This is a genomic window from Mycobacterium hippophais (genome assembly GCF_027529605.1).
Lineage (GTDB): Bacteria > Actinomycetota > Actinomycetes > Mycobacteriales > Mycobacteriaceae > Mycobacterium > Mycobacterium arseniciresistens.
The window spans coordinates 153320-175463 of the sequence record NZ_JAPZPY010000011.1; the positions used below are offsets into that span (position 1 = coordinate 153320).

General features: G+C 70.9%; 21 protein-coding genes. 11 read left to right on the forward strand and 10 right to left on the reverse strand.

The window, feature by feature from the left end; genetic code table 11:
- Complete coding sequence (gene upp, locus O6P37_RS21665; protein WP_264010644.1) at window positions 1-630, forward strand: uracil phosphoribosyltransferase; 630 nt, start codon at window positions 1-3, stop codon at window positions 628-630.
- 10 nt (window positions 631-640) lie between these two features.
- On the opposite strand, the gene O6P37_RS21670 is transcribed toward upp, so the two are convergent.
- Complete coding sequence (locus O6P37_RS21670) at window positions 641-1027, reverse strand: STAS domain-containing protein (protein WP_269896017.1); 387 nt, start codon at window positions 1025-1027, stop codon at window positions 641-643.
- A 257-nt stretch (window positions 1028-1284) separates the two neighbouring features.
- Between O6P37_RS21670 and O6P37_RS21675 the strand changes: the two genes are divergently transcribed.
- Complete coding sequence (locus O6P37_RS21675) at window positions 1285-2160, forward strand: LysR family transcriptional regulator (RefSeq protein ID WP_269896018.1); 876 nt, start codon at window positions 1285-1287, stop codon at window positions 2158-2160.
- Window positions 2161-2235: 75 nt separating this feature from the next.
- Window positions 2236-3447 (forward strand): MFS transporter, encoded by a 1212-nt coding sequence (locus tag O6P37_RS21680; RefSeq protein ID WP_269896019.1) that lies wholly within the window; start codon window positions 2236-2238, stop codon window positions 3445-3447.
- Here the strand turns inward: O6P37_RS21680 and hrpA are convergent.
- Window positions 3440-7366 (reverse strand): ATP-dependent RNA helicase HrpA, encoded by a 3927-nt coding sequence (gene hrpA, locus O6P37_RS21685; RefSeq protein WP_269896020.1) that lies wholly within the window; start codon window positions 7364-7366, stop codon window positions 3440-3442. The two genes, O6P37_RS21680 and hrpA, sit on opposite strands and share 8 nt — an antisense overlap.
- 54 nt (window positions 7367-7420) lie before the next feature.
- Here hrpA and O6P37_RS21690 point away from each other — a divergent pair, with 54 nt between their 5' ends.
- Both O6P37_RS21690 and O6P37_RS21695 read left to right on the forward strand, forming a co-directional pair.
- Window positions 7421-8230: a helix-turn-helix transcriptional regulator gene (locus tag O6P37_RS21690; protein ID WP_269896021.1), complete on the forward strand. Its 810-nt coding sequence runs from the start codon at window positions 7421-7423 to the stop codon at window positions 8228-8230.
- A gap of 55 nt (window positions 8231-8285) precedes the next feature.
- Window positions 8286-9050 (forward strand): glucose 1-dehydrogenase, encoded by a 765-nt coding sequence (locus tag O6P37_RS21695; RefSeq protein ID WP_269896022.1) that lies wholly within the window; start codon window positions 8286-8288, stop codon window positions 9048-9050.
- 3 nt (window positions 9051-9053) lie between these two features.
- Here the strand turns inward: O6P37_RS21695 and O6P37_RS21700 are convergent, their stop codons facing one another.
- Window positions 9054-10232, reverse strand: coding sequence for a geranylgeranyl reductase family protein (locus O6P37_RS21700; protein WP_269896023.1), 1179 nt, complete (start codon window positions 10230-10232; stop codon window positions 9054-9056).
- A gap of 200 nt (window positions 10233-10432) precedes the next feature.
- Between O6P37_RS21700 and O6P37_RS21705 the strand changes: the two genes are divergently transcribed.
- From O6P37_RS21705 to O6P37_RS21715, 3 genes are read left to right on the forward strand one after another with little or no spacing between them, the layout of a single operon-like run.
- A complete protein-coding gene (locus tag O6P37_RS21705) occupies window positions 10433-10852 on the forward strand; it encodes a Fur family transcriptional regulator (protein WP_276008130.1) in 420 nt (139 codons plus the stop codon).
- Window positions 10853-10900: 48 nt separating this feature from the next.
- A complete protein-coding gene (gene katG, locus O6P37_RS21710; protein ID WP_269896024.1) occupies window positions 10901-13141 on the forward strand; it encodes a catalase/peroxidase HPI in 2241 nt (746 codons plus the stop codon).
- A gap of 23 nt (window positions 13142-13164) precedes the next feature.
- Entirely contained in the window at window positions 13165-13944 is a 780-nt protein-coding gene (locus O6P37_RS21715; RefSeq protein WP_269896025.1) for a glutamine amidotransferase, read from the forward strand.
- Here the strand turns inward: O6P37_RS21715 and O6P37_RS21720 are convergent, their stop codons facing one another.
- The 3 genes from O6P37_RS21720 to O6P37_RS21730 all read right to left on the reverse strand — a co-directional run bounded on the left by O6P37_RS21720 (window position 13945) and on the right by O6P37_RS21730 (window position 15948).
- Window positions 13945-14601, reverse strand: coding sequence for an SDR family oxidoreductase (locus O6P37_RS21720; protein WP_269896026.1), 657 nt, complete (start codon window positions 14599-14601; stop codon window positions 13945-13947). It lies immediately after the preceding gene.
- Window positions 14602-14764: 163 nt separating this feature from the next.
- The gene (locus O6P37_RS21725; RefSeq protein ID WP_269896027.1) at window positions 14765-15364 is read right to left on the reverse strand and encodes a hypothetical protein; all 600 of its coding nucleotides are present in this window, start codon (window positions 15362-15364) and stop codon (window positions 14765-14767) included.
- Complete coding sequence (locus tag O6P37_RS21730) at window positions 15361-15948, reverse strand: hypothetical protein (RefSeq protein ID WP_264010632.1); 588 nt, start codon at window positions 15946-15948, stop codon at window positions 15361-15363. The genes O6P37_RS21725 and O6P37_RS21730 overlap by 4 nt, the downstream gene beginning before the upstream one ends.
- Before the next feature lie 117 nt (window positions 15949-16065).
- Between O6P37_RS21730 and O6P37_RS21735 the strand changes: the two genes are divergently transcribed.
- On the forward strand, window positions 16066-16215 hold the full coding sequence (locus O6P37_RS21735) for a hypothetical protein (protein WP_269896028.1): 150 nt from the start codon (window positions 16066-16068) through the stop codon (window positions 16213-16215).
- Here the strand turns inward: O6P37_RS21735 and O6P37_RS21740 are convergent.
- A complete protein-coding gene (locus O6P37_RS21740; RefSeq protein WP_269896029.1) occupies window positions 16191-17084 on the reverse strand; it encodes a mycobacterial-type methylenetetrahydrofolate reductase in 894 nt (297 codons plus the stop codon). The two genes, O6P37_RS21735 and O6P37_RS21740, sit on opposite strands and share 25 nt — an antisense overlap.
- A gap of 154 nt (window positions 17085-17238) precedes the next feature.
- On the opposite strand from O6P37_RS21740, the gene O6P37_RS21745 reads away from it, so the two are divergent.
- On the forward strand, window positions 17239-18798 hold the full coding sequence (locus O6P37_RS21745) for an acyl-CoA carboxylase subunit beta (RefSeq protein WP_269896030.1): 1560 nt from the start codon (window positions 17239-17241) through the stop codon (window positions 18796-18798).
- Window positions 18799-18815: 17 nt separating this feature from the next.
- Here the strand turns inward: O6P37_RS21745 and O6P37_RS21750 are convergent, their stop codons facing one another.
- Window positions 18816-19361, reverse strand: a complete 546-nt coding sequence (locus tag O6P37_RS21750) for a hypothetical protein (RefSeq protein ID WP_269896031.1) — start codon at window positions 19359-19361, stop codon at window positions 18816-18818.
- 43 nt (window positions 19362-19404) lie between these two features.
- Here O6P37_RS21750 and O6P37_RS21755 point away from each other — a divergent pair, with 43 nt between their 5' ends.
- Window positions 19405-20856: a protein adenylyltransferase SelO gene (locus O6P37_RS21755; protein ID WP_269896032.1), complete on the forward strand. Its 1452-nt coding sequence runs from the start codon at window positions 19405-19407 to the stop codon at window positions 20854-20856.
- 57 nt (window positions 20857-20913) lie between these two features.
- On the opposite strand, the gene O6P37_RS21760 is transcribed toward O6P37_RS21755, so the two are convergent.
- Window positions 20914-21576 (reverse strand): IF2 family translation initiation factor, encoded by a 663-nt coding sequence (locus O6P37_RS21760; RefSeq protein ID WP_269896033.1) that lies wholly within the window; start codon window positions 21574-21576, stop codon window positions 20914-20916.
- Window positions 21577-21598: 22 nt separating this feature from the next.
- Window positions 21599-22144 (reverse strand): CsbD family protein, encoded by a 546-nt coding sequence (locus O6P37_RS21765; RefSeq protein WP_269896034.1) that lies wholly within the window; start codon window positions 22142-22144, stop codon window positions 21599-21601.

Below are 22144 nucleotides of genomic sequence, written 5' to 3' on the forward strand. Positions count from 1 at the left end.
ATGGCCGGGGTCCATCTCGTCGAGCACCCGCTGGTGCAGCACAAGCTGACACTGATGCGCCGGAAAGAGGCGTCCACGAACAGCTTCCGCCGTCTGCTGCAGGAGATCTCGGCACTGATGGCCTACGAGGTGCTCCGCGACATGCCGATGCACGACATCGAGATCGAGACGCCGCTGGAGACGATGACCAGCCGGGTGATCGACGGGAAGAAGCTCGTCTTCGTGTCGATCCTGCGTGCGGGCACCGGCATCCTGGACGGCATGCTGACCGTCGTGCCTGCGGCGCGGGTCGGCCACATCGGCCTCTACCGGGATCCGAAAACGCTTGTCGCCATCGAGTATTACTTCAAGATGCCGGGCGACCTCGACGAGCGCGACGTGGTGGTGGTCGATCCGATGCTGGCCACCGGCCACTCGGCGGTGGCCGCGGTGGAGCGGCTCAAGGAGTGCTCGCCCCGCTCGATCAAGTTCGTCTGCCTGCTCACCTGCCCCGAGGGGATCGAGGCGCTGCAGGACGCCCACCCCGACGTGCCGATCTACACGGCCGCAATCGATCGCCGGCTCGACGAGCACGGGTACATCGTTCCCGGTCTCGGCGACGCCGGCGATCGCATGTTCGGCACCAAGTAGCCGAGCGGACTCAGGCGGCGGTGAGGCCCATCAGCGCGTCGTCGACGGTCGAGAAGAGCGCCAGGTCGTCGTTCAGGCCGAGCACCGTGATGGGCCGGCTGGTGACCGGTCCGGCGGCGACCACTCCGAACGCGGCGGCGGCCGAACCCCAGCGGGCGGCCAGCAGCGAATTGATGCCTGCGGCGGCCAGGAAGCGGACGCCGGTGAGGTCGACGATCACGCCGCCCGCCGGCTTCTTGCTGCAGGCCTTTTCGATGGCGGTGGTCAGCTCGGCGGCGGTGCGCATGTCGACACACCCGCCGACGTTGATGACGATCGCGGAGCCCAACTGGGCCTCGGTGAGTTCGATTCCCGGAAGCGCTGTGGTGGTGCTCGAAAGAGAGATGTGTCCGTCCATGAGGGATTCCTCGGACTTCCCGGCGCATTCAGCGCCTTGATGGCGTCGTCTCGACGCCCGGTACTGCAGAGGGCTACGTCCCAACCCGTTGCAAGGTCATTCGTGGGAGTTCCACAGGTCGTCGGCCGCGAGGGCCGGGTGACCGCTGTACCCCACGCTACGGCAATCGGCATCCACAAGCCAGGGGGTCGTCAATATCGGGTGATGAACCCTCCTACCAGCCACGATCGCCGTTGGCGCGTCGTATCGTCGGACTCGTGAACCTCGACGAGCTGCACTGGTTCGTGGTCCTGGCGCAGACCCAGCACATGACCGATGCGGCCGCCGAACTGCGGATCACCCAGCCGACGCTGTCGCGGGCGCTGGCCCGCCTGGAGGAGCGGGTCGGCACCCAGCTGTTCGACCGGGTGAACCGGCGGCTGCGCCTCAACGTCTACGGCGAGATCATGCTCGAACACGCCCAGCGCAGCATCGAAGAGATCGCCTCGGCCACCGATCGGATCGCGGCCCTGCGCGACCCCGACGGCGGCACCGTGCGGCTGGCGTTCCTGCACTCGCTGGCCAGCTGGTTCGTGCCCGATCTGCTCGGCCGGTTCCGCACCGAGGCGCCGCGGGTGCGGATGCTCCTGCGCCAGGCCGCGGCCTACGACATCGCCGAGTACCTGGGCGGCGGTCAGGTCGACCTGGCGATCACCGCACCACGGCCGGAGAACAGCGAATTGGGTTGGCACCAGCTCCATGTCGAGCGGCTGTGCCTCGTCGTCCCGCGCGATCACCGGTTCGCCGGGCGGCGCAGGATCCGGCTGGCCGAGGCGGCGGGCGAACCGATCGTCGCGCTGGGTGAACAGTTCGCGCTGCGCGCGCTGACCGACCAGTTGTGGGCGGCCGACGGCGTCAGTCCCCGGGTGGTCTTCGAGGCGATCGAGGTGCCCACGGTGGAGGGACTGGTGGCCGCGGGCCTCGGGGTGGCCGTGGTGCCCATGCCGGCGCCGCCCCGCGGCGAACCGGCCGCCGCGTACATCCCGCTGACGAACCCGCACGCCCGGCGGTCCGTGGGCCTCGCGTGGCACGCGGCGCGGCCGATGTCTCCTGCGGCGCGCCGGTTCGCCGCATTCCTCGGCGCCGCCGTCTGATCATGCGTGTGGCGTATCACCGCGCTTCGTAACATGCATTGGACACATTGATCCGCCGTTTCTAGCGTTCCCGGGGTGACCGCCACCGTCGAAACGCTCGATCTCGACCGGAATGGACACGCGCGCGGCACCCGGGCCTACCGCCGCGCCCTTGCGGCGCTGTTCTGCGCGGGCCTGGCCTCCTTCGCCCAGCTCTACGCGCCGCAGGCGGTGCTGCCGCAGGTCTCCGCCGAACTGGGTGTCACGGCGTCGCGGGCCGCGCTGCTGATCTCCGTCGCCACCATCGGCCTCGCGGTCGGCGTCATCCCCTGGTCACTGGTCTCCGACCGGATCGGCCGGGTCAGGGCGATGTCGGGCGCGGTGGTCGCCGCGACGCTGCTCGGACTGGTGACGCCGTTCGCACCGACCATGCCGTTGCTGCTGACCGGACGCTTCCTGGAGGGTCTGATGGTGGGTGCGGTGCCCGTCGTCGCGCTCACCTACCTCACCGAGGAGATCGACCCGCGCGACGCCGCCCGCGCCGCGGGCACCTACGTGGCCGGCACCACCATCGGCGGCCTCACCGGCCGCCTGCTGGCCGGGCCCGTCGCCGACGCCACGACGTGGCGGCTCGGGATCTTCTCGGTGTCCGTGCTGTGCGCCGTCGCGGCCGTGGCGTTCATCGCGCTGATCCCGGCGCAGCGCGGCTTCGTGGCCGGGCAGGCAGCAGGCCGCGGATGCGGACTGCTGCGCCGGGTGGCCGTGAATCTGCGCTCACCGCAACAGCTCACGCTGTTCGCCGTCGCGTTCGTGCTCACCGGCGGCTTCGTCGCGCTCTACAACTTCCTCGGCTTCCGGCTGTCCGCGCCGCCGTTCGGCCTTCCCCACACGGTGATCAGCCTGGTCTTCGTGGCCTACCTGGCCGGCACCTGGTCGTCGGCCCGATCCGGCGCGGCCGCATCACGATTCGGGCGCAAGCCGGTGCTGCTGGCGGCGACCGCGGTGATGGCGGCAGGCGTGGCCGCGACGCTGTCCACCGACGTGATCGTGGTGCTGGCCGGCCTGGTGGTCGCCACGGCGGGCTTCTTCGGCGTGCACGCGATCGCCTCGGGATGGGCCGCAAGGGCGGCCACCGTCGGCCGGGCCCAGGCCGCGTCGCTGTACAACCTGGCCTACTACGCCGGTTCGAGCGTGTTCGGCTGGCTGGGCGGGGTCATGCTCGACGGCTTCGGCTGGACCGGGGTCGCGACGATGATCCTCGCGCTCACCGCCGTGGCGGCCGTGTCCGCCGCCACCGTGCTCAGATGAGGGCGTCGATCGCCCGGTATATGCGCTGCTCGCTGACGGGGCGGGGAGTGCCGAGCTGCTGTGCCCACAGGCTGACCCGCAACTCCTGGATCTGCCGCGCGACGCCGCGGACGTCGGTGCCCGCCGCCCGGCCGGGGGCGAGTGCGCGCACTACCTCGTCGTAGGCCTGCTGCACCGCGTGCACCCTGGCCATCCGCTCGCGGTCGGCGTTCAGCGCGTGCGGCAGCCGCTCGAGCCGCCTGCCGATGGCCGTCAGGTAGCGGGTCAGGTCGCTCAGGTGGGCGGCACCGGTGGCGGCGACGAAGCCGCGCGGCAGCAGGCCGGCCAGCTGGTCGCGGATGTCGGCGATCGAGTCCGCCTGCGCCGCCGACGGTGTCTGCGGCAGTGCCAGTTCGACGTCGTGCGCCGCGGCCAGCACCTTCTGCACGCGGCCGACGATGTCGAGTGTGGTCGGCACCAGCGCGCCCGCCACCCGGTCCCGCAGCGCGGCGAACTCGGCCCGCGTCCACACCGGGACGGGCGCCAGCGCGGCGACGGCGGCGTCGGCACAGTCCTCGATCAGCGCCTGTAGTGAGCCGTCGGGATTGGCGCCGAGCACCAGCCGGGTGCGGGTGTCCAGAGCGCGTTCCACGGCCTTGGCCGGTGACGGCGCCGAAAGCCTCAGCAGCCGGCGCACGCCGGGCGTCATCGCGGCGCCCTGCTCGACCGCCGTGGCCAGCACCCGCACGTTCACCGCGGCGCCGGAGTCGACGAGCGCCGGATATCCGCGCACCGTCCGGCCGCCGACGGTGCGTTCGACCGCGCGCGGCAGCTCGTCGAGATCGTCGGGCCAGCCACGCAGCCCACTGCGTTCGAGGTCGCCGGCCACCGCCTGGGCGACGGCCCGGCGCGCCGACCCGGCCAGCTTCTCCTGCAGCGCGTCGAGGTCCTTGCCGCGGGCCACCTCGGCGCCGTCGGCGTCCTCGACGGCGAACGTCACCCTCAGGTGCGCGGGCAGCTTGTCCAGGTCGAACGCGTCGACGGGGACCAGCACCCCGGTCCGGCGGTGCAGCTCCCGCTGCAGTGCATCGAGCAGCGGCTCCGTCCCGGGATCCAGCGTGGACAGCACGGCGCGTGCGGTGTCGGGTGCGGGGACGAAGTTGCGCCGCAGCGCTTTCGGCAGCGAGCGGATCAGTTCGGTGACCAGTTCCTCGCGGAATGCCGGCACCTGCCAGGCGAACTGGTCTCCGCCGAGGCGGGCCAGCACGTCGACGGGGACGTGCACGGTCACGCCGTCGTCGGGCGCGGTCGGCTCGAAGCGGTACGTCAGCGGCAGCGACAGGTCGTCGGCTTCCCAGCGGTCGGGCTGATCTGCCGAGACGTCGCTGCGCAGCAGGTCGGCGCGCGTCATGGTGAGCAGGTCGGGGGTCTTGTGCCGCTGCTTCTTCCACCACCCGTCGAAGTGCCGCGCCGACACCACGTCCGCGGGCACCCGGGCGTCGTAGAACGCGAAGATGTCGTCGTCGGCCACCAGCAGGTCGCGCCTGCGGATGCGCTCCTCGAGTTCGGCCAGTTCCTCACGCAGCCGCGCGTTGTCGCGGAAGAAGTGGTGCCTGGTCTGCCACTCGCCGTCGACCAGCGCGTGCCGGATGAACAGCTCGCGCGCCAGTTCCGGATCGTGCCGGGTGTAGTCGACGCGGCGGCGGGCCACCAGCGTCAACCCGTAGAGGGTGACCCGCTCGTAGGCCATCACCGCGCCGCGCTGGGCGTCCCAGTGCGGCTCACTGTGGTTGCGCCGCACCCGGTCCCCGGCGATCCGCTCCACCGTCTCGGGCTGGACCCGCGCCGCGATGCGCCCGTACAGCCTGCTGGTCTCCACCAGGTCGGCCACCACGATCCAGCGCGGCGGCTTGCGGGTCAGCACCGAACCCGGGGCCAGGACGAAGCGGGTGTTGCGGGCGCCGAGGTACTCCCGCGACTCCTCCTGGCGCATGCCGACATGGGACAGCAGCCCCGCGAGCAGCGCGGCGTGTACCCGGTCCGGTTCGGCAGGCTCCTTGTCGTTCGATTCGACGATGCCCAGGTCGCGGGCGATGCTGCGCAGCTGACCGTTGAGGTCCTGCCACTCCCGGATCCGCAGGTAGTGCAGGAACTCGTCGCGGCACATCCTCCGGAAAGAGCTGCCGGACCGCTCCTTTCGCTGCTCGCGCAGGTAGCGCCACAGGTTCAGGTAGCTCATGAAATCGGACTGCTCGTCGGCGAACCTGGCGTGCTTCTGCCGGGCGGCCTCCTCCCGGTCGGCGGGGCGTTCGCGCGGATCCGGGATGGACAGCGCGGCGGCCAGCACCAGCACCTCGCGCACGCAGCCCTCGGTGTCGGCCTGCAGGATCATCCGGCCGATGCGGGGGTCCAGCGGCAGCCGGGCCAGCCGGCGGCCGACGTCGGTGAGCGCGCCGCCCTCGTCGAAGGCGCCCAGCTCCTGCAGCAGTTGCACGCCGTCGCGGATGCTGCGCGCATCGGGCGGATCCAAAAACGGAAACCGTTCGACGTCACCGAGTCCCAGGGCGGACATCTGCAGCAGCACCGCGGCGAGGTTGGTCCGCAGGATCTCGGGGTCGGTGTAGCGGGGCCGCGACGCGAAGTCGTCCTCGGAGTACAGCCGGATGCACACGCCGGGCGCGACGCGTCCCGAGCGGCCGGCCCGTTGCGCGGCCGACGCCTGCGAGATCGGCTCGATCGGCAGCCGCTGCACCTTGGTGCGACGGCTGTAGCGGGAGATGCGCGCCGTGCCGGGGTCGACGACGTAGCGCACCCCCGGCACCGTCAGGGATGTCTCGGCGACGTTGGTGGCCAACACGATCCGGCGGGCCGAGCGACTCGGCGTGAACACCTTCTGCTGTTCTGCGGTCGGCAGCCGGGCGTACAGCGGCAGCACCTCGGTGTGCGGATCGAGCGCGGCCCGTAACGCCTCGGTGGTGTCGCGGATCTCCCGCTCCCCGGACAGGAACACCAGCACGTCGCCCCGCGGTTCGGCCGCGAGTTCGCGCACCGCGTCGACGATCGCCTCGGTCGGGTCGCGCAGCTCGGTGCGCACCACCTCGTGGTCGGGATCGTCGGGGTCGTCCCCCTCCGCCGCCGGGACGACGACTTCCAGTGGCCGGTAGCGGATCTCGACCGGATAGGTGCGTCCGGACACCTCCACGATCGGCGCGGGCGTGCCCGCCGCGTCGGCGAAGTGGGCGGCGAACCGCTGCGGCTCGATGGTCGCCGAGGTGACGATGACCTTGAGATCGGGGCGGCGCGGCAGCAGTTCGCGCAGATAGCCCAGCAGGAAGTCGATGTTGAGGCTGCGCTCGTGGGCCTCGTCGAGGATCAGGGTGTCGTAGCCGAGCAGCCTGCGGTCGCGTTGGATCTCGGCGAGCAGGATGCCGTCGGTCATCAGCTTGACCAGGGTGCGGTCGCTGACCTGGTCGGTGAACCGGACGGTGTAGCCGACGGCGTCGCCGAGCGGGGTGCCGAGTTCGTCGGCGATGCGCTGGGCGACGGTGCGCGCGGCCAGCCGGCGTGGCTGCGTGTGGCCGATGGTGCCCCGCACACCGCGGCCGAGTTCCAGGCAGATCTTCGGCAGCTGCGTGGTCTTGCCCGATCCGGTCTCCCCGGCGATCACCACCACCTGGTTCTCGCCGATGGCGGTGGCGATCTCCCCGCGCAGTTCGCTGACCGGCAGGTCGGGGTAGGTGATCGCAGGCACTGCCGCGGCGCGGCCGGCGATGACCGCCTCACCGGCGGTGACCTGCGCGGCGAGCTGCGCCAGACGGTCGGCGTCGACGGGGCCGCGCAGGTTCTTCAGCCTGCGGCCGATCCGCGCCGCGTCCCGGATGGTGAGCCCGTCGAGGCGGGCGCGCAACGCACGCACGTCGTCGCGGGGCTGATCGGACACTCCGACAAGGGTAGGCGGTGGAACGGGGCGGGCCGATCCGGTGTTGTGCCGGGCATGACCACGCGTGACCAGCTCAGTGCCTACCTGCGGTCCCGGCGGGCCCGGCTCTCGCCGGCCGACGTCGGCCTGCCGACGAGCGGGCGTCGTCGCACACCGGGACTGCGCCGCGAGGAGGTCGCCGTCCTCGCCGGTGTCGGGGTGTCCTGGTACACGTGGCTCGAACAGGGCCGCGACATCACCGTGTCGGCCGACGTGCTCGACGCGGTCGCCCGGACGCTGCGCCTCGACCCGCACGAACGGGCGCACCTGTACGTGCTGGCCGGGATGAACCCGCCGCTCCCCGACCGCAGCGGCGAGGCCGTCACCGCGGAGGTGCGCAGGCTGCTCGACACCTGGCCCGCGCCTGCCGTGGTCCGTGACCGGCACTGGCGGCTGCTGGCGTTCAACGGCTGGGCCGAAACGGTTTTCGGTTACCGCGACGCCGATGAGAACTGCCTGGTGACCTTCTTCACCAGCATCCGCTACCGCGACATGCGGATGGACTGGGATTCGGCAGCGCCTGCCGTGGTGGCCGCCTTCCGTGCCGATGCGGCGCTGTTCCCCGAGGACCGCGAGTTCGGCCGCCTCGTGCAGCGCCTGCGGTCGGTCAGCGCCGAGTTCGCCGAACTGTGGGGACGCCACGACGTCACCGCCCCGGCGCAGACCGTCAAGGCGGTGCGGCATCCCGCCGTGGGCGAGCTGTACTTCGACACCACCACACTGCTGGTGGCCGACCACCCGGACTGGCATCTCGAGCTGTCGAACCCACTGCCCGGCACTGACACCCGCGACCGCCTCGACCGGCTGCCCAGCCTGGTGGTGTGAACACCAGGACAACCACGCACTGCCGCGGCGGCCGGATGCCCGCGACGCTGAAGCCATGACTGATTCCCGCTTCGACGACAAGATCGCGCTGATCACCGGCGGCACCAGCGGCATGGGTCTGGCCACCGCCCGCCTGCTGCTCACCGAGGGCGCCACCGTCGTGATCACCGGCCGCGACGCCACCCGCCTCGAGACGGCGGCCGACGGGCTCGGCGGTGGCTCCAGGGTGCTGCCCCTGGTGGCCGACGTCACCGATCCGGCGGCGCTCGACGCCGTGCGCGCGTCGGTCGGCGAGCGGTTCGGCCGGCTCGACGTGGTGTTCGCCAACGCCGGGACGGCGACGTTCGCCGCCACGGACACCGTCACCGCCGCGGAGTTCGACCGCATCGCCGACACCAACTTCAAGGGGGTGTTCTTCACCGTCGCGCGGACCCTGCCCCTGCTGGCCGACGGCGCGGCGATCGTGATCAACGCCTCCTGGAGCCTGCACCGCGGAATGGCCGGGGCCGCGGTGTATTCGGCCACCAAGGCCGCCGTGCACAACCTCGCCCACACCCTTGCCGCGGAACTGGCGCCGCGCCGGATCCGGGTCAACTCGGTCAGCCCGGGCTACATCGAGACGCCGATGTTCCACGACAACGTGTCGCCCGACGCCCAGCCCGCAGTGCTCGCGGCGATCGCCGCCGGACGGTTCGGCACACCGCAGGACGTGGCCTCGGCGGTCGCCTTCCTGGCCTCGGCGGAGGCGTCCTACGTCAACGGCCAGGACCTGGTGGTCGACGGCGGACTCGTCGCCGCGATCCCCGGCGCGATGCGGTAGCGGTCAGCGCCCGGCGGGCGTGCCCCAGTCCTCCCAGAACAGCAGATTCGACCGCAGCCGCGGATGAGCCACCTTGTCGAGCACCTTGACCCCGGCGCCGGCGACCGCCGGCTTGCCGACCACGCGGTGAAAGAACCGGCCGCGCCGGTACTCCCGGCCCCACGCCGCCCGGATCCGCTGGGTGTAGTTGGTGAAGTCGTCCGGCCCGCCGTTGGTCAGCGCGGCGATCGCGCACTCCCCGGCGGCCATCCCCGACTGAAGGGCCTTGGAGATGCCGGCACCGGAGACCGGCCGGGCCGCGCCGAGTGCGTCGCCGGCGAACAGGATTCCGGGCCGCCACGGCGGCCACGCGGAGAATCCCATCGGCAACCGCCAGGCCTGCAGCGCCTTCGACCGTTTGAGCTCCTCGACCGGCGGCAGCCGCCACTCGGCGGGCAGCGTCGCCATGAAGGAGCCAAGGAGGTCGGTCGCGTTGATCTCGTGCCATCGCCGGTAGCTGGTGGCGTAGCCGAGGCCGATGTTGGCCCGGCCCCCGCCGAGCGGGAACACCCACCCGTAGCCGGGTAGCTGGTCACCGTCGAACGTCAGCTTCAGATGGATGTCGAGGGTGTCGCCGTCCGGGCCCTCGAGCGGCATCTCGGCGCGGATCGCGATCGCGGAGTAGTTGGTGTACGGCGACGTCAGGTTCAACGCCCGCCGGGTCGGCGAGTACGCGCCGTCGGCGGCGATCACCGCGTCGGCCGCGATCTGTTCGCCGCCCTTGAGCACCACACCGGTGACCCTGCCGTCCTCGACGACGGGCGCGGCCACCTCGGCGCCCTGACGCACCTCGGCGCCCGCCGAGGCCGCCTTCTCCAGCAGCAGGCCGTCGATCTCGGTGCGCCGGGCGACGTACCCGTGGTCGGGCATCCCGGGTCTGCGGGGGAAGCCGAGCTCCCACGCGCTGGGGCTGAAGATCCTCGCGCCGTTGACGCGGTGGAACTTCTCGACGGTGCCTGCCAGCCCCATCTTCTGGATGTAGCTGACGGCGCGCGGCGTCAGCCCGTCACCGCAAGGTTTGTCCCGCGGGAACTCGGCCTTGTCGAGGACCACCACGCGGGCGCCCGTCTGGGCCGCCTGCCATCCGGCGGCCGATCCCGCCGGTCCACCCCCGGCTATCACGAGGTCGTATCGCTGCGTCACTGGCTCGTCATCCGTCGTCGTTTCCGCTGGCCACCTTCACGTTAGGAGGGTGGCGCCGACATCCCACGCTAACCGTCGCGCGGTCACAGTTGCGTAATGCCCCGGTTCGCCCTCAGTGAATCCGGCCGGACCGACTCTTGACTGATTCCAGAAAAGGGACAAGACTCGTCACCGTGCCCGCCGCCTCCGAATTCCCGGACATGCTGCGCGCCGCCGCGCTGCGTGTGACGCGGCCCCGGCTGGCCGTGCTGGGCGCGGTGCACGCACTCCCCCACGCCGACACCGACTCGATCATCCGCGCCGTCCGCCACGATCTGCCCGAGGTGTCGCACCAGGCGGTCTACGACTCGCTGAGCGCGCTGACCGCCGTCGGCCTGGTGCGGCGCATCCAGCCCGCCGGGTCGGTGGCGCGCTACGAGTCGCGCGTCGGCGACAACCACCATCACGTGGTGTGCCGCGGCTGCGGCGCCATCGCCGACGTCGACTGCGCCGTCGGCGAAGCGCCCTGCCTCACAGCTTCGGATGATCAGGGCTTCGTCATCGACGAGGCCGAGGTCATCTACTGGGGATTCTGTCCCGACTGTTCCACCGCTCGAGCTCACTCCCGATCACACCCGTGATCAGCCCCATCACCCACATGATGTTTACGGAATACGAAGGGAAACACAGTGTCATCCGATACTTCTGACGCCAAGCCGCCGAAGCCCGAGGCGCCGACCCAGAGCAAGGGCAGCGAGAGCGAGAACCCGGCGATCAAGTCGCCCGAGGTGAAGGGCGGCGCTCCGCGGAAGAACCAGGACTGGTGGCCCGAGCAGATCGACGTCTCGGTGCTGCATGCCCACTCGAACAAGGGCAACCCGCTGGGCGACGACTTCGACTACGCCAAGGAGTTCGCGAAGCTCGACGTCGAGGCCCTCAAGGCCGACGTCATCTCGGTGATCAACACCTCGCAGGACTGGTGGCCGGCCGACTACGGCAGCTACGCCGGGCTCTTCATCCGGATGAGCTGGCACGCCGCGGGCACCTACCGCACGTACGACGGACGCGGTGGCGGCGGCCAGGGCATGCAGCGGTTCGCGCCGCTGAACAGCTGGCCCGACAACGCCAACCTCGACAAGGCCCGCCGCCTGCTGTGGCCCGTCAAGAAGAAGTACGGCAACAAGATCTCCTGGGCCGACCTGCTGGTGTTCGCCGGCAACGCCGCCCTCGAGTCGGCCGGCTTCGAGACGTTCGGCTTCGGATTCGGCCGCCCCGACTTCTGGGAGCCCGAAGAGGTGATCTTCGGCGAGGAGGAGGAGTGGCTCGGCACCGACAAGCGCTACGCCGGCGCCGATGCCACCGCACGTCAGCTCGAGGAGCGTTACGGCGCCACCACGATGGGCCTGATCTACGTCAATCCCGAAGGCCCGGAGGGCAAGCCGGATCCGCTGGCCGCCGCTATCGACATCCGCGAGACGTTCGGCCGGATGGCGATGAACGACGAGGAGACCGCCGCGCTGATCGTCGGTGGCCACACGCTGGGCAAGACGCACGGCGCGAGCGCCGACGACGTGGGCCCGGAGCCCGAGGGCGCGCCGATCGAGCAGCAGGGCCTTGGCTGGAAGTGCCCCTTCGGCAGCGGCAACGCCGGCGACACCATCACCAGTGGTCTCGAGGTGGTGTGGACGGACAAGCCGACGCAGTGGAGCAACCGCTACCTGGAGATCCTGTACGGCAACGAGTGGGAGCTGACCAAGAGCCCCGGCGGCGCTTGGCAGTTCGAGGCCAAGGACGCCGAGGCGATCATCCCCGATCCGTTCGGCGGCCCGCCGCGCAAGCCCACGATGCTGGTCACCGACGTCTCGATGCGCGTCGACCCCATCTACGGCGAGATCACCCGGCGGTGGCTGGACCATCCCGAGGAGCTGAACGAGGCGTTCGCCAAGGCCTGGTACAAGCTGCTGCACCGCGATCTCGGTCCGATCAGCCGCTACCTCGGCCCGTGGGTGGCCGAGCCGCAGCTGTGGCAGGACCCGGTGCCGGCCGTCGAGGGCGAGCTGATCGACGACGCGGACATCGCCAAGCTCAAGAGCGCGGTGCTGGACTCCGGCCTGTCGGTGCCGCAGCTGGTGAAGACGGCGTGGTCGTCGGCGGCCAGCTTCCGCAGCACCGACAAGCGTGGCGGCGCCAACGGCGCCCGGCTGCGGCTCGAGCCGCAGCGCAGCTGGGAGGTCAACGAACCGTCCGAGCTGGACAAGGTGCTGCCGGTGCTGCAGCGGATCCAGCAGGAGTTCAACAGCGCGGGCGGCAGGCAGGTCTCGCTGGCCGACCTGATCGTGCTGGCGGGTTCCGCTGCGGTCGAGAAGGCCGCCAGGGACGCCGGATACGAGATCGACGTCCACTTCGCGCCGGGCCGCACCGACGCGTCGCAGGAGCAGACCGACGTCGACTCGTTCAAGGTGCTCGAACCGCGCGGCGACGGGTTCCGCAACTACGTCCGGCCGGGTGAGAAGGCGCAGTTGGAGGAGCTGCTGCTCGAGCGCGCCTACTTCCTGGATGTCACCGCACCGGAGCTGACCGTGCTCATCGGCGGCCTGCGGGCGCTGAACGCCAACCACGGCGGCACCAAGCACGGCGTGTTCACCGACAAGCCGGGCGTGCTGACCAACGACTTCTTCGTGAACCTGCTCGACATGGGCACGGAGTGGAAGTCGTCGGCGATCGGCGAGAACGTCTACGAGGGCGTCGACCGGGCTTCCGGCGAGACCAAGTGGACGGCGACCGTCAACGATCTGGTGTTCGGTTCGCACTCGGTGCTGCGGGCGATCGCCGAGGTCTACGCCCAGGACGACAACAAGGGCAAGTTCGTCGAGGACTTCGTCGCGGCGTGGGTCAAGGTCATGAACAACGACCGGTTCGAACTGGCCTGACGCGCAACATCGTCACCGGCAACATGCGGCACCCCGCGGGCTCACCGAGCTCGCGGGGTGTCGTGCAGGTGCGGCCCTTCCTGCTGCTGTCGATCCGCGGTGAGGACGCCGCCGCCGACGACGAGTACCTGGCGATGATGCGCTTCGCCGGTGTGGATCGGAAAGGCATGCACCGCATCCGGTTGACCCACGAGTCGTTGGGGGAGATCGACCTCGCGGACTGGTCGGGCATCATCCTCGGCGGCGGGCCGTACAACGTCAGCGACGACCCGGCGACGAAGTCGGCCACGCAGCGCCGCGTGGAAGGCGAGTTGCTTCCGTTGATCGAGCGCATCGTCGATGCCGACTTCCCTTTTCTCGGCTGCTGTTACGGCGTTGGCACCCTCGGCACGGTGGTCGGTGCGACCATCGACCGTACCCACCCCGAGCCCGTCGGCGGGATGTCGGTCTCGGTGTTGGCCGCCGGCCGTGAGGACGCATTGTTCTGCGACGCGCCAGAGAGTTTCGACGCCTATGGCGGCCACAAGGAGGCAGCGTCGGAGCTGCCGCCCGATGTCGTCTGCCTCGCGTCGTCGCCCGACAGCCCGGTGCAGGCGTTCCGGGTGAAGACCAATGTGTACGCCACGCAGTTCCACCCCGAACTCGACATCGACGGCGTCCGGACGCGTATCGACGTCTACAAGGACTACGGGTACTTCGCGCCGGAATCGGCGCAGGAACTCAAAGTCGCTGCGCTGAAGTGGAATGTGACGTACCCGCCGGAGATCCTCCGGAGATTCGCCGAGCGGTACGCGCGGGACTGACTAGGCGATCATCAAGGAGTCGGCGCCGCCGACGTACACGATGCCGGACGGATTTGCGGCGTCGGCGGCGTTGACGATCGCCCCGGCGAAGTTCGTGTCGACCTCACTGCCGGAAACAACGGTGAAATGCACACCGGCGCGGCGGAATTCCGACCGCATCGCGTAGAGCGCCGTCTCGCCCGCCCACTTGCTCGCGGCGATCGCCGTTTGTCCCTTCGGAACAGCCCGATGGGGAAAGAAGTGGGCTGCGTGGCTGGTGACGAAAATGATGCGCCCGCCCGCAGGCATCAGCGGCACCGCCCTGAGCGCAAGACGACGTTGCGCGTCGCGGTTGACACGCTTGGCGTAGCCGAGGTCGACACCGAGTTCGAGCCTGGCTGACGCGTTGAGGATCAGGGTGTCGAGCCGCCCGAATCGGGCCGCGATGGTGTCGATCATCGCCGCGCACTCGATCTCATCGGAGATGTCGGCTCGCAGCGTCGAGGCGTGGCCGCCTGCACTGCGGACGGCCTCGGCGATCGATTCCGCCCGCTCGGCCTTCTCGCGGTAATTCACCACGACATGGGTGTCGGGACCGGCGAGCCGTTGTGCGACTGCCGCGCCGACGCCCCTCGAGCCGCCGGTGACCAGGACGATCCGTGCGGGTGCCTGATTCATGTCGGGTTCCTTCCGTCGCAGTGCTGCGTGCGCCTACCCACCGTACACGCGTCTCTAAGGAAAATAAGACATTAATAAGGTCACAATAAGGCGATGGTCGGGTCTAGCTGAGGTGACGAGAAACAGGCCGGCCCCGCAGGGCCGGCCTGTTCAACGCTCGGGTCTAGACGGAGAGCAGTCGCTGGAAGAACTCGCGGTAGCGCTTGAGCGCCACACGCAGATCCTCGGTCGAGGCGTCCTCGCCCCGCGCCCACTGCGCCTCCATCCGCGCGCGTGCCTCGGTGAAGCCGGAGGTGAGCTGGTCGACGACCTCCGACACCAGTGCGTCGGCCGTCTGGACACACTGCTTGGGATCATCGACGAAGCCGGCCTGCACGTCGTTCCAGCGGGCACGGAAACCCGACATCTCAGTCTCGCCGAACAGGGACAGCTCCGAGTCCGCGTCAGTCGAATCCGCTTGCGGCCGGTCATGTTCGGACGACGGCTGCGCCATCCCCGGGTGACCGGTGGACGTCACCGTCCCCGGCTGCACCGGCGCTCCGGCGCCGCCCGGCGCGTCGTCGAACGGCGAGTCGTTCTGCTGCAAGCCGGCGTGCTGCTGATCTGCGTGCTGCGGGTCTGAGTACTGCTGATCCGACTGCTGCGTCGCGGAGTACTGCGCCCCGGGGTTCTGCGTGTCCGGGTACTGGGCCTGCGGATCGCCGGCCTGCGGATCCCGGTACTGCGGATCGGTGAACTGTGTGCGGTCTTCGTGTGTGGTCATGCCCGTGCCTCCTGGGAGTTGTTGCCCGTGTCGTGCGGCTGGTGCTGCGCGACGTCGAGGAGCCGCTCGAACAGGGCGCGGTAGTGCACGAACGCCTGTCGCTGCTCCTCGGTGCTGAGCTGCCGGCTCTGCTGCGCCAGATGGATGTCGTGCGCGGCGCGGTAGTTCTCGACCACCTGCGGGTGGTCGACGGAGATGTCGGAGGCGCGCTGGTCGAAGTCGTCGACCGGGTAACCGCGTTCGTTCATCACCTCGATGACCAACCGGTCCGCCTCGGCGAGCGTGCCCGCCGGGTCGTCGACGAACGCCGTCTGCACGGAACGCCAACGCAGCGTGTACCTTTCGCCCGCCTCATGACTGAGGGGGACGATGTCGAGCTTCTTGCGCTTCTGTTCGCGCTTGGCGAGTTCCGCCTCGGCCGCCTTTTGGTCGCCCACCTCGGCGACCGTCCGTTCGTACTCGGGGCCGAAGGTGCCCTTGAGCCGCTCCGACCTCCTGCGTCGCATCGCCGGTCGGGCGACGATGAATGCGATCACTGCAATGACGATGACCGCCGCTATGACTATCCATCCCCAGTCAGGCATGGTGACCTCCTTGTCCACCGAGGGGTTACCCGGCGGACGGGTCGACGGAAACGTCAATATCGATTCCGGTTCCGCGATCAAGTGTTTCGCGCTTCGCCGCGGGGGTAGCCGACAGGCATGACCGCACCGGAACCCACGCCCCAGCAGGACGACGGAGCCGGCGATCTCGCCGACCAGGAGGTGCCACCCGTGGCGCCCGCGTATTCGACGCCGCCGCCCGACGCGCCGGGAACGGCCGAGAGTCAGGCTCCCGAGGGCGACCAGTAGTCGAGCATCTCCGCGAAGGTGCGGAAGGCCGCGCCGGACACCCCGTAGATGGGCTCGAAGTGGATGCTCAGCGGGAAGCCCAGCTCGGCGACGCCGTCGACGACGCGCTTGTACAGGTCGACCATCATGACCCGCCTGCGGTCGGGGTCGCTGGCCGCGAGCTCCCGCACGAATTCCTGCTCGGCGGCGACCTTGGCGTTCCCGGCGTCCTGGATCAGCCAGTTGATCAGCCCGACCCGGGTCTCGACCGTGGGCACGAATCCGAACGACAGCAGGATCTCGGGCCGGTGGTCGGTGGTGTCGGCGAGCTCGCGCAGGAACGGCACGATCGTGTCGGAGAACAGCAGCTGGGTCAGCGCGAACGTCGCCCCCTGCTCGCACTTGAACGTCATGCGGCCCCGCTCGCCGTCGCGGGTGGGGATGCAGATGACCCCGCGGTTCGGCACCGTCGCGTCGTAGATCGACAGTGCGTCGGTCGGCGCAACGCCCGAACCCTCGCCGTCGCTCATGGTCCTCGGCACGCCGACGAACACGATGCCCTCGAATCCGGCGTCGCCGAGCACGGTCAGCCGCTGATCGAGCGCGGCCTTGTCGAGGAACGACGTGACCTGGGTGCAGATGCCCTTCACGCCGGGCAGCTCCGGCTGCAGCATGTGCCAGAAGTCCAGCACGTCGAGCTTCGGCTTCATCTCGATCGGGCGGTCGTCGTCCTCGGCGATCATGCCCGGGATCAGCACGTGTGACAGCCGGTCGTCGAGCCCGTACTCGCCGGAGAACCGCAGCACCTTCTGTGCGTCTTCCAGCGCCTTCTCCCGGCCGGACTCCACGTTCGGCGGGACGAGTTCGAGCGCGACGGTGTTGAGGCTCATGTGTGAAAGCTCCGGCATCTGACGACAGGCGGATCGGCCGACGGTGGTTACGTCAACCCCGCCGGGATTGGCCAACGATACCGGTGTTTCCTGGACGGGTGCGTAGCCGCCCGCCCGGCCGCCGTTCCACCGACACCGACGCGGAGGGGTCCCCGTGCGCAGTAGAGAAGACGAACACGCCGAACTGCTGCGTCGCCGCGCCCTCACCGAGGACTCGGCCCGCCCCGATGCGGTGGCCCGCAGGCACGCCGCCGGCGGCCGCACCGCCAGGGAGAACATCGCCGACCTCGTCGACGAGGGGTCCTTCGTCGAGTACGGCCGCTTCGCGATCGCGGCGCAGCGCAGCCGCCGCGACGTCGACGACCTGATCGCCCGTACCCCTGCCGACGGGCTGGTCGCGGGCACCGCCCGGGTCAACGGTGAGCTGTTCGGCGACCGCAGCCCGTGCGCGGTGCTGTCCTACGACTACACCGTGCTGGCCGGCACCCAGGGGGTGTACGGCCACCTGAAGAAGGACCGGCTGTTCGACCTGATCGAGCGCCTTCGGCTGCCCACGGTGTTCTTCGCCGAGGGCGGCGGCGGCAGGCCCGGCGACACCGACCATGCGACGGTGTCCTCGCTCGAGGTCCGGGCGTTCCGGCTGTGGGCCGGCCTGTCGGGCCTGGTGCCGCGCATCGCGGTGGTGAAGGGCAGGTGCTTCGCGGGCAACGCGGTGCTCGCCGGCTGCTCCGACCTGGTGGTCGCCACGGCGGACACCTCGATCGGCATGGGCGGGCCCGCGATGATCGCCGGGGGCGGCCTCGGCGACGTCCATCCCGACGAGGTGGGGCCGATCTCGGTGCAGGAGCCCAACGGCGTCGTCGACGTGGTGGTGCCCGACGAGGCGCAGGCCGTCCCGGTGACCAGGACGCTGCTCGGCTACTTCCAGGGGTCCACGCCGCCCGGCGCCGCCGCCGACCAGACGCCGCTGCGCACGGCCATCCCCGAGCGCGAGAGGCGCGCCTACGACGTCGCCCCGATCATCGAGACCCTGGCCGATGAGGGGTCGGTGACGTTCCTGCGGCGGCGCTTCGCCCGCGAGATGGTGACGGCGCTGGTCCGTGTCGAGGGCCGCGCCGTCGGCGTCATCGCCAACGACACCCGCTTCATGGCAGGCGCCATCACCGCCGCCGGGGCCGAGAAGGCCGCGCGGTTCCTGCAGCTGTGCGACGCCTTCGGCCTGCCGGTGGTGTCGCTGGTCGACTGCCCGGGCTACATGGTCGGGCCTGCCGCGGAGGCCGAGGGGCTGGTGCGGCGGGGTTCGCGGCTGCTGGTGGCGGGCGCCTCACTGCGGGTGCCGCTGATCGCGGTGATCCTGCGCCGCGGATACGGGCTCGGCGCGCAGGCGATGACCGGCGGCGGGCTGCACGAGCCGGTGCTGACGGTGGCCTGGCCCGGCGCCCACCTCGGCCCGATGGGCCTCGAGGGCGCGGTCCGGCTCGGCATGCGCAAGGAGCTGGAGGCGATCGCCGACGAGGCGGAGCGCGAACAGCGGGTCCGGCAGGCGACGGCGGCCGCGCAGGAGAACGCGCGGGCGCTCAACGCCGCGGCGATGTTCGAGATCGACGACGTGATCGATCCGGCCGACACCCGCGCGCTCATCGCGGCGACCCTCGCCACGGCGACCGCGCACGCAATGCCGGCGCCGCCGCGGCGGTTCGTCGACACCTGGTAGCCGCGCCGAACGGTCGGCTACTCCTGCCCGACGGGGCGGGCGTGCACGCCGGTGCCGTACACGTGCGTCAGACCGTGTCGGTCGATCAGCGCCGCCGCCGCGGGCAGCACCGGGTGCGGGCCGATCGCGTCCACCCCGAGCTTGCGGATCTTCCGGTTCAGGCGGGCGGAGGCGCGGTTGACCTCGTCGAAGTCCCAGTCGTGCGGGCTCCCCAGCTCCGGGTAGACGCCGTCCCACTGCTGCGCGCGCTTCAACGTGTTGTGGTTGGTGAAGCTCCAGCGCAGCTCGCGCTGCCGGAAGAAGGCGCCGAAGCTCAGCTGCACCAGTCCCCAGCCGCCGATCGCCTTCCCGCCGAGGATCGGTTCGCCGCCGGCGCTCACGACGCGCAGCATCAGGTGCGTCCCGTGCGGCGCCATCGGCACCTCGTCGGCCGCCCGGTAGCGCCCGATCGGCCTGCCGGGTTCGGCGTGCATGTCGTACACCGCGAAGTCGCCCTGCCCGAACACCGCGTCGAGGACGGCCCGGTGGTCGTCGTCCACCGCGTAGAAGCGCAGATGGGGCATCGCTGAACTATCACAGACCGCTGCGCTCCGTACCCTGGAGAGGGTGAGTGTTGAACCCGCCACCACCATCGCGCTGCAGCACCGGTTCGCCGACGAACTCCCCGAGCTGGCCGTCCGTTGGCGTGCCGAGCCGGCGCCCGAGCCGCGGCTGCTGCTGCTGAACGAGGCGCTGGCCGCCGACCTCGGACTCGACCCCGCGTGGCTGCGCAGCGCCGACGGCATCGGCCTGCTGACCGGCAGCCGGGTGCCCGACGATGCGGTGCCGGTCGCCCAGGGCTACGCCGGGCACCAGTTCGGCGGGTATGTGCCGCGGCTGGGCGACGGCCGGGCCCTGCTGCTCGGTGAGCGGGTGGACGGCGGCGGGCGGGTGCGCGACCTGGCGCTGAAGGGGTCGGGCCGCACGCCGTTCGCCCGCGGCGGCGACGGGCTGGCCGCCGTCGGCCCGATGCTGCGCGAATACGTGATCAGCGAAGCCATGCATGCCATGGGCATACCGAGCACCCGGTCGCTGGCGGTCGTGGCCACAGGCAGGCAGGTGCAGCGCGAGACGCTGCTGCCCGGCGCCGTGCTCACCCGGGTGGCGAGCAGCCATCTGCGGGTGGGCAGCTTCCAGTACGCGGCCGCATCGGGCGACACCGAGGTGCTGCGCCGCCTCGCCGACCACGCCATCGCCCGCCACCACCCCGCGGCGGCGAGCGCCCAACACCCCTACCTCGCGCTGTTCGAGTCGGTGGTCGACGTGCAGGCCCGGCTGATCGCGCAGTGGATGCTCGTGGGTTTCGTGCACGGTGTGATGAACACCGACAACATGACGATCTCGGGCGAGACCATCGACTACGGCCCGTGCGCGTTCATGGAGGCCTACGACCCGGAGACGGTGTTCAGCTCGATCGACAGCTGGGGCCGCTACGCCTACGGCAACCAGCCGGCCGTCGCGCAGTGGAACCTGGCCCGTTTCGCCGAGGCGCTGCTCCCGCTGTTCGCCGACGACCAGGAACGCGCCGTCGCGATCGCGACGGAGGCGCTCGGCGGGTTCACCCAGCGCTATCAGGCGGCCTGGTCGGCGGGCATGGCGGCCAAGCTCGGCCTGGCCGCGGACGCGCCGGCGCCGCTGGTGACCGACCTGCTGGCCCTGCTGCACGCCAGCCAGGTCGACTTCACGTCCTTCTTCCGCCACCTCGGCGCGGCGGCGCGTGGCGACGCCGAACCGGCGCGGGCGCTGTTCGCCGACCTGGCCGGCTTCGACGCGTGGGCGGCGGCGTGGCGGGCCGCGGGCCCCGACCCGGCGGTGATGGACCGCGCCAACCCCGTCTACATCCCGCGCAACCACCTGGTGGAGGAGGCGCTGGTGGCGGCGACGGCAGGCGACCTCACCCCGGTGCAGCAGCTGCTCGAGGTGCTGGCCCGGCCCTACGACGAGCGTCCCGGCCTCGACCGCTACGCCGAACCGGCGCCCGGCGACTTCGGCAGCTACCGGACGTTCTGCGGCACCTGACCGAGCTCGCCCAGCCGGCAGGCGATCGCGTCGGCCATCGGCGTGGCCTGCGCTGCGCTAGTCCGCCTTGCGGTTGTCCTTCTCGACCTCAGCCAGTTCCTCGATGCGGTCGGCCTGCGCCTTCTGCTGCGCCGCGGCGGCCCGCTTGTCCTGCGCGTCCTCGCGCTTGGCTGCCGCCTGCTCGGTGGCCTTCCGCTCGGCCGCCGTGATCTCGTCCTTCTGCTGACGCTTGGCCGCCTCGGCGGACTTCACCCGCTTCTCGGCGACGTCGTCGGCCCTGTCCTTCACCGAGGCGGTGCGCTGGCGCGCGGTCTCGGCGGCGTTGCGGGTCCGCTCCTGGGCGGTCTCGCGGGCCTCGCGGACCTCTTCCTGCTTGGTCTCCTGGGCGGCCTTGCGCTCCTGCGCGGCCTGGTTCCGCTTGGCCTCGAACTCGGCGTCGGCCTTCGCCTTCTTGGCCTCCGCCGCGGCGTCGAGGCGGGCGGCCCGGCTCAGCGTGTCGCTGCGCTCGACGGACGCCGCTCCGCGCTGGACCAGTTCCTGGTCGTTGAGGGCGCCGCCGACGGTGGCGTCGAGGATCCCGAGCGAGCGCTCGTAGAACAGCCGGGCCGGCGTCTCCTCGGGGAACCGGGACACCACCCGCTGTTCGATCAGCTGAAGCGGGAAACGGGCGAGTTGGTACTGGAACCGCAGCACGGCCACGGGTAATTCGGTGATCTTCACGAGTGTCTCCTAGATGTTCGGGTCAGGACTGGTCGGCGGGCGGCGCCTGCCGGCGGATCCGCTCGGCCTCGGCGTGGGCGCTGGCCGCGGCCTGCTGTGCGGCGCGGTGTTCGGCGTCGGCGTCCACGACCTCGGCGGCTGCCGCGGTGGCCTGCGCGCGCTCCTGGCCCTCGGCCTGGGCCACCTCGCGCTGGGCTTCGGTCTGCGCCGCGGCCGCGGCCCGTGCCACCTCGGCCTGGGCGGCCTGCTCGGCGGTCTGCTTCTCCGCGAGCTGCTGCCGGCGTGCCGCGTTCTCGACGGTCTCCGCCTGCGCCTCGACGGTCGTGCGCTCCTCGGCGGCGGCGACCCTGGCCTCGGCGGCCTCGGACTGTGCCTCGGTGGCCTTGGCATCGGCGACCGCCTCCTGGGCGTTGGCCTCCCGGCGTTCCTTCGCCTGGGTCTGGTCGAGCTGCCCCTCGGCGGTGAGCGAGTCGTTACCCGTCACCGCGCCGGCGATCTCCTTCGCCTTGCCCTTGACCGCGTCGACCAGTCCTTTACGGGCCTGATCGGCCTTTTCGTGCTCGGACAT

Excerpts from the sequence above, each read along its gene's own strand:
- O6P37_RS21695 (WP_269896022.1), top strand. The coding sequence starts at position 8,286 with ATGACTGATTCCCGCTTCGACGACAAGATCGCGCTGATCACCGGCGGC.
- O6P37_RS21715 (WP_269896025.1), top strand. The coding sequence starts at position 13,165 with ATGCGGCACCCCGCGGGCTCACCGAGCTCGCGGGGTGTCGTGCAGGTG.
- O6P37_RS21730 (WP_264010632.1), bottom strand. The coding sequence starts at position 15,948 with ATGCCTGACTGGGGATGGATAGTCATAGCGGCGGTCATCGTCATTGCA.
- O6P37_RS21750 (WP_269896031.1), bottom strand. The coding sequence starts at position 19,361 with ATGCCCCATCTGCGCTTCTACGCGGTGGACGACGACCACCGGGCCGTC.
- O6P37_RS21720 (WP_269896026.1), bottom strand. The coding sequence starts at position 14,601 with ATGAATCAGGCACCCGCACGGATCGTCCTGGTCACCGGCGGCTCGAGG.
- O6P37_RS21705 (WP_276008130.1), top strand. The coding sequence starts at position 10,433 with ATGCTGCGCGCCGCCGCGCTGCGTGTGACGCGGCCCCGGCTGGCCGTG.
- O6P37_RS21725 (WP_269896027.1), bottom strand. The coding sequence starts at position 15,364 with ATGACCACACACGAAGACCGCACACAGTTCACCGATCCGCAGTACCGG.
- O6P37_RS21765 (WP_269896034.1), bottom strand. The coding sequence starts at position 22,144 with ATGTCCGAGCACGAAAAGGCCGATCAGGCCCGTAAAGGACTGGTCGAC.
- O6P37_RS21670 (WP_269896017.1), bottom strand. The coding sequence starts at position 1,027 with ATGGACGGACACATCTCTCTTTCGAGCACCACCACAGCGCTTCCGGGA.
- upp (WP_264010644.1), top strand. The coding sequence starts at position 1 with ATGGCCGGGGTCCATCTCGTCGAGCACCCGCTGGTGCAGCACAAGCTG.
- O6P37_RS21740 (WP_269896029.1), bottom strand. The coding sequence starts at position 17,084 with ATGAGCCTCAACACCGTCGCGCTCGAACTCGTCCCGCCGAACGTGGAG.
- O6P37_RS21735 (WP_269896028.1), top strand. The coding sequence starts at position 16,066 with ATGACCGCACCGGAACCCACGCCCCAGCAGGACGACGGAGCCGGCGAT.
- O6P37_RS21690 (WP_269896021.1), top strand. The coding sequence starts at position 7,421 with ATGACCACGCGTGACCAGCTCAGTGCCTACCTGCGGTCCCGGCGGGCC.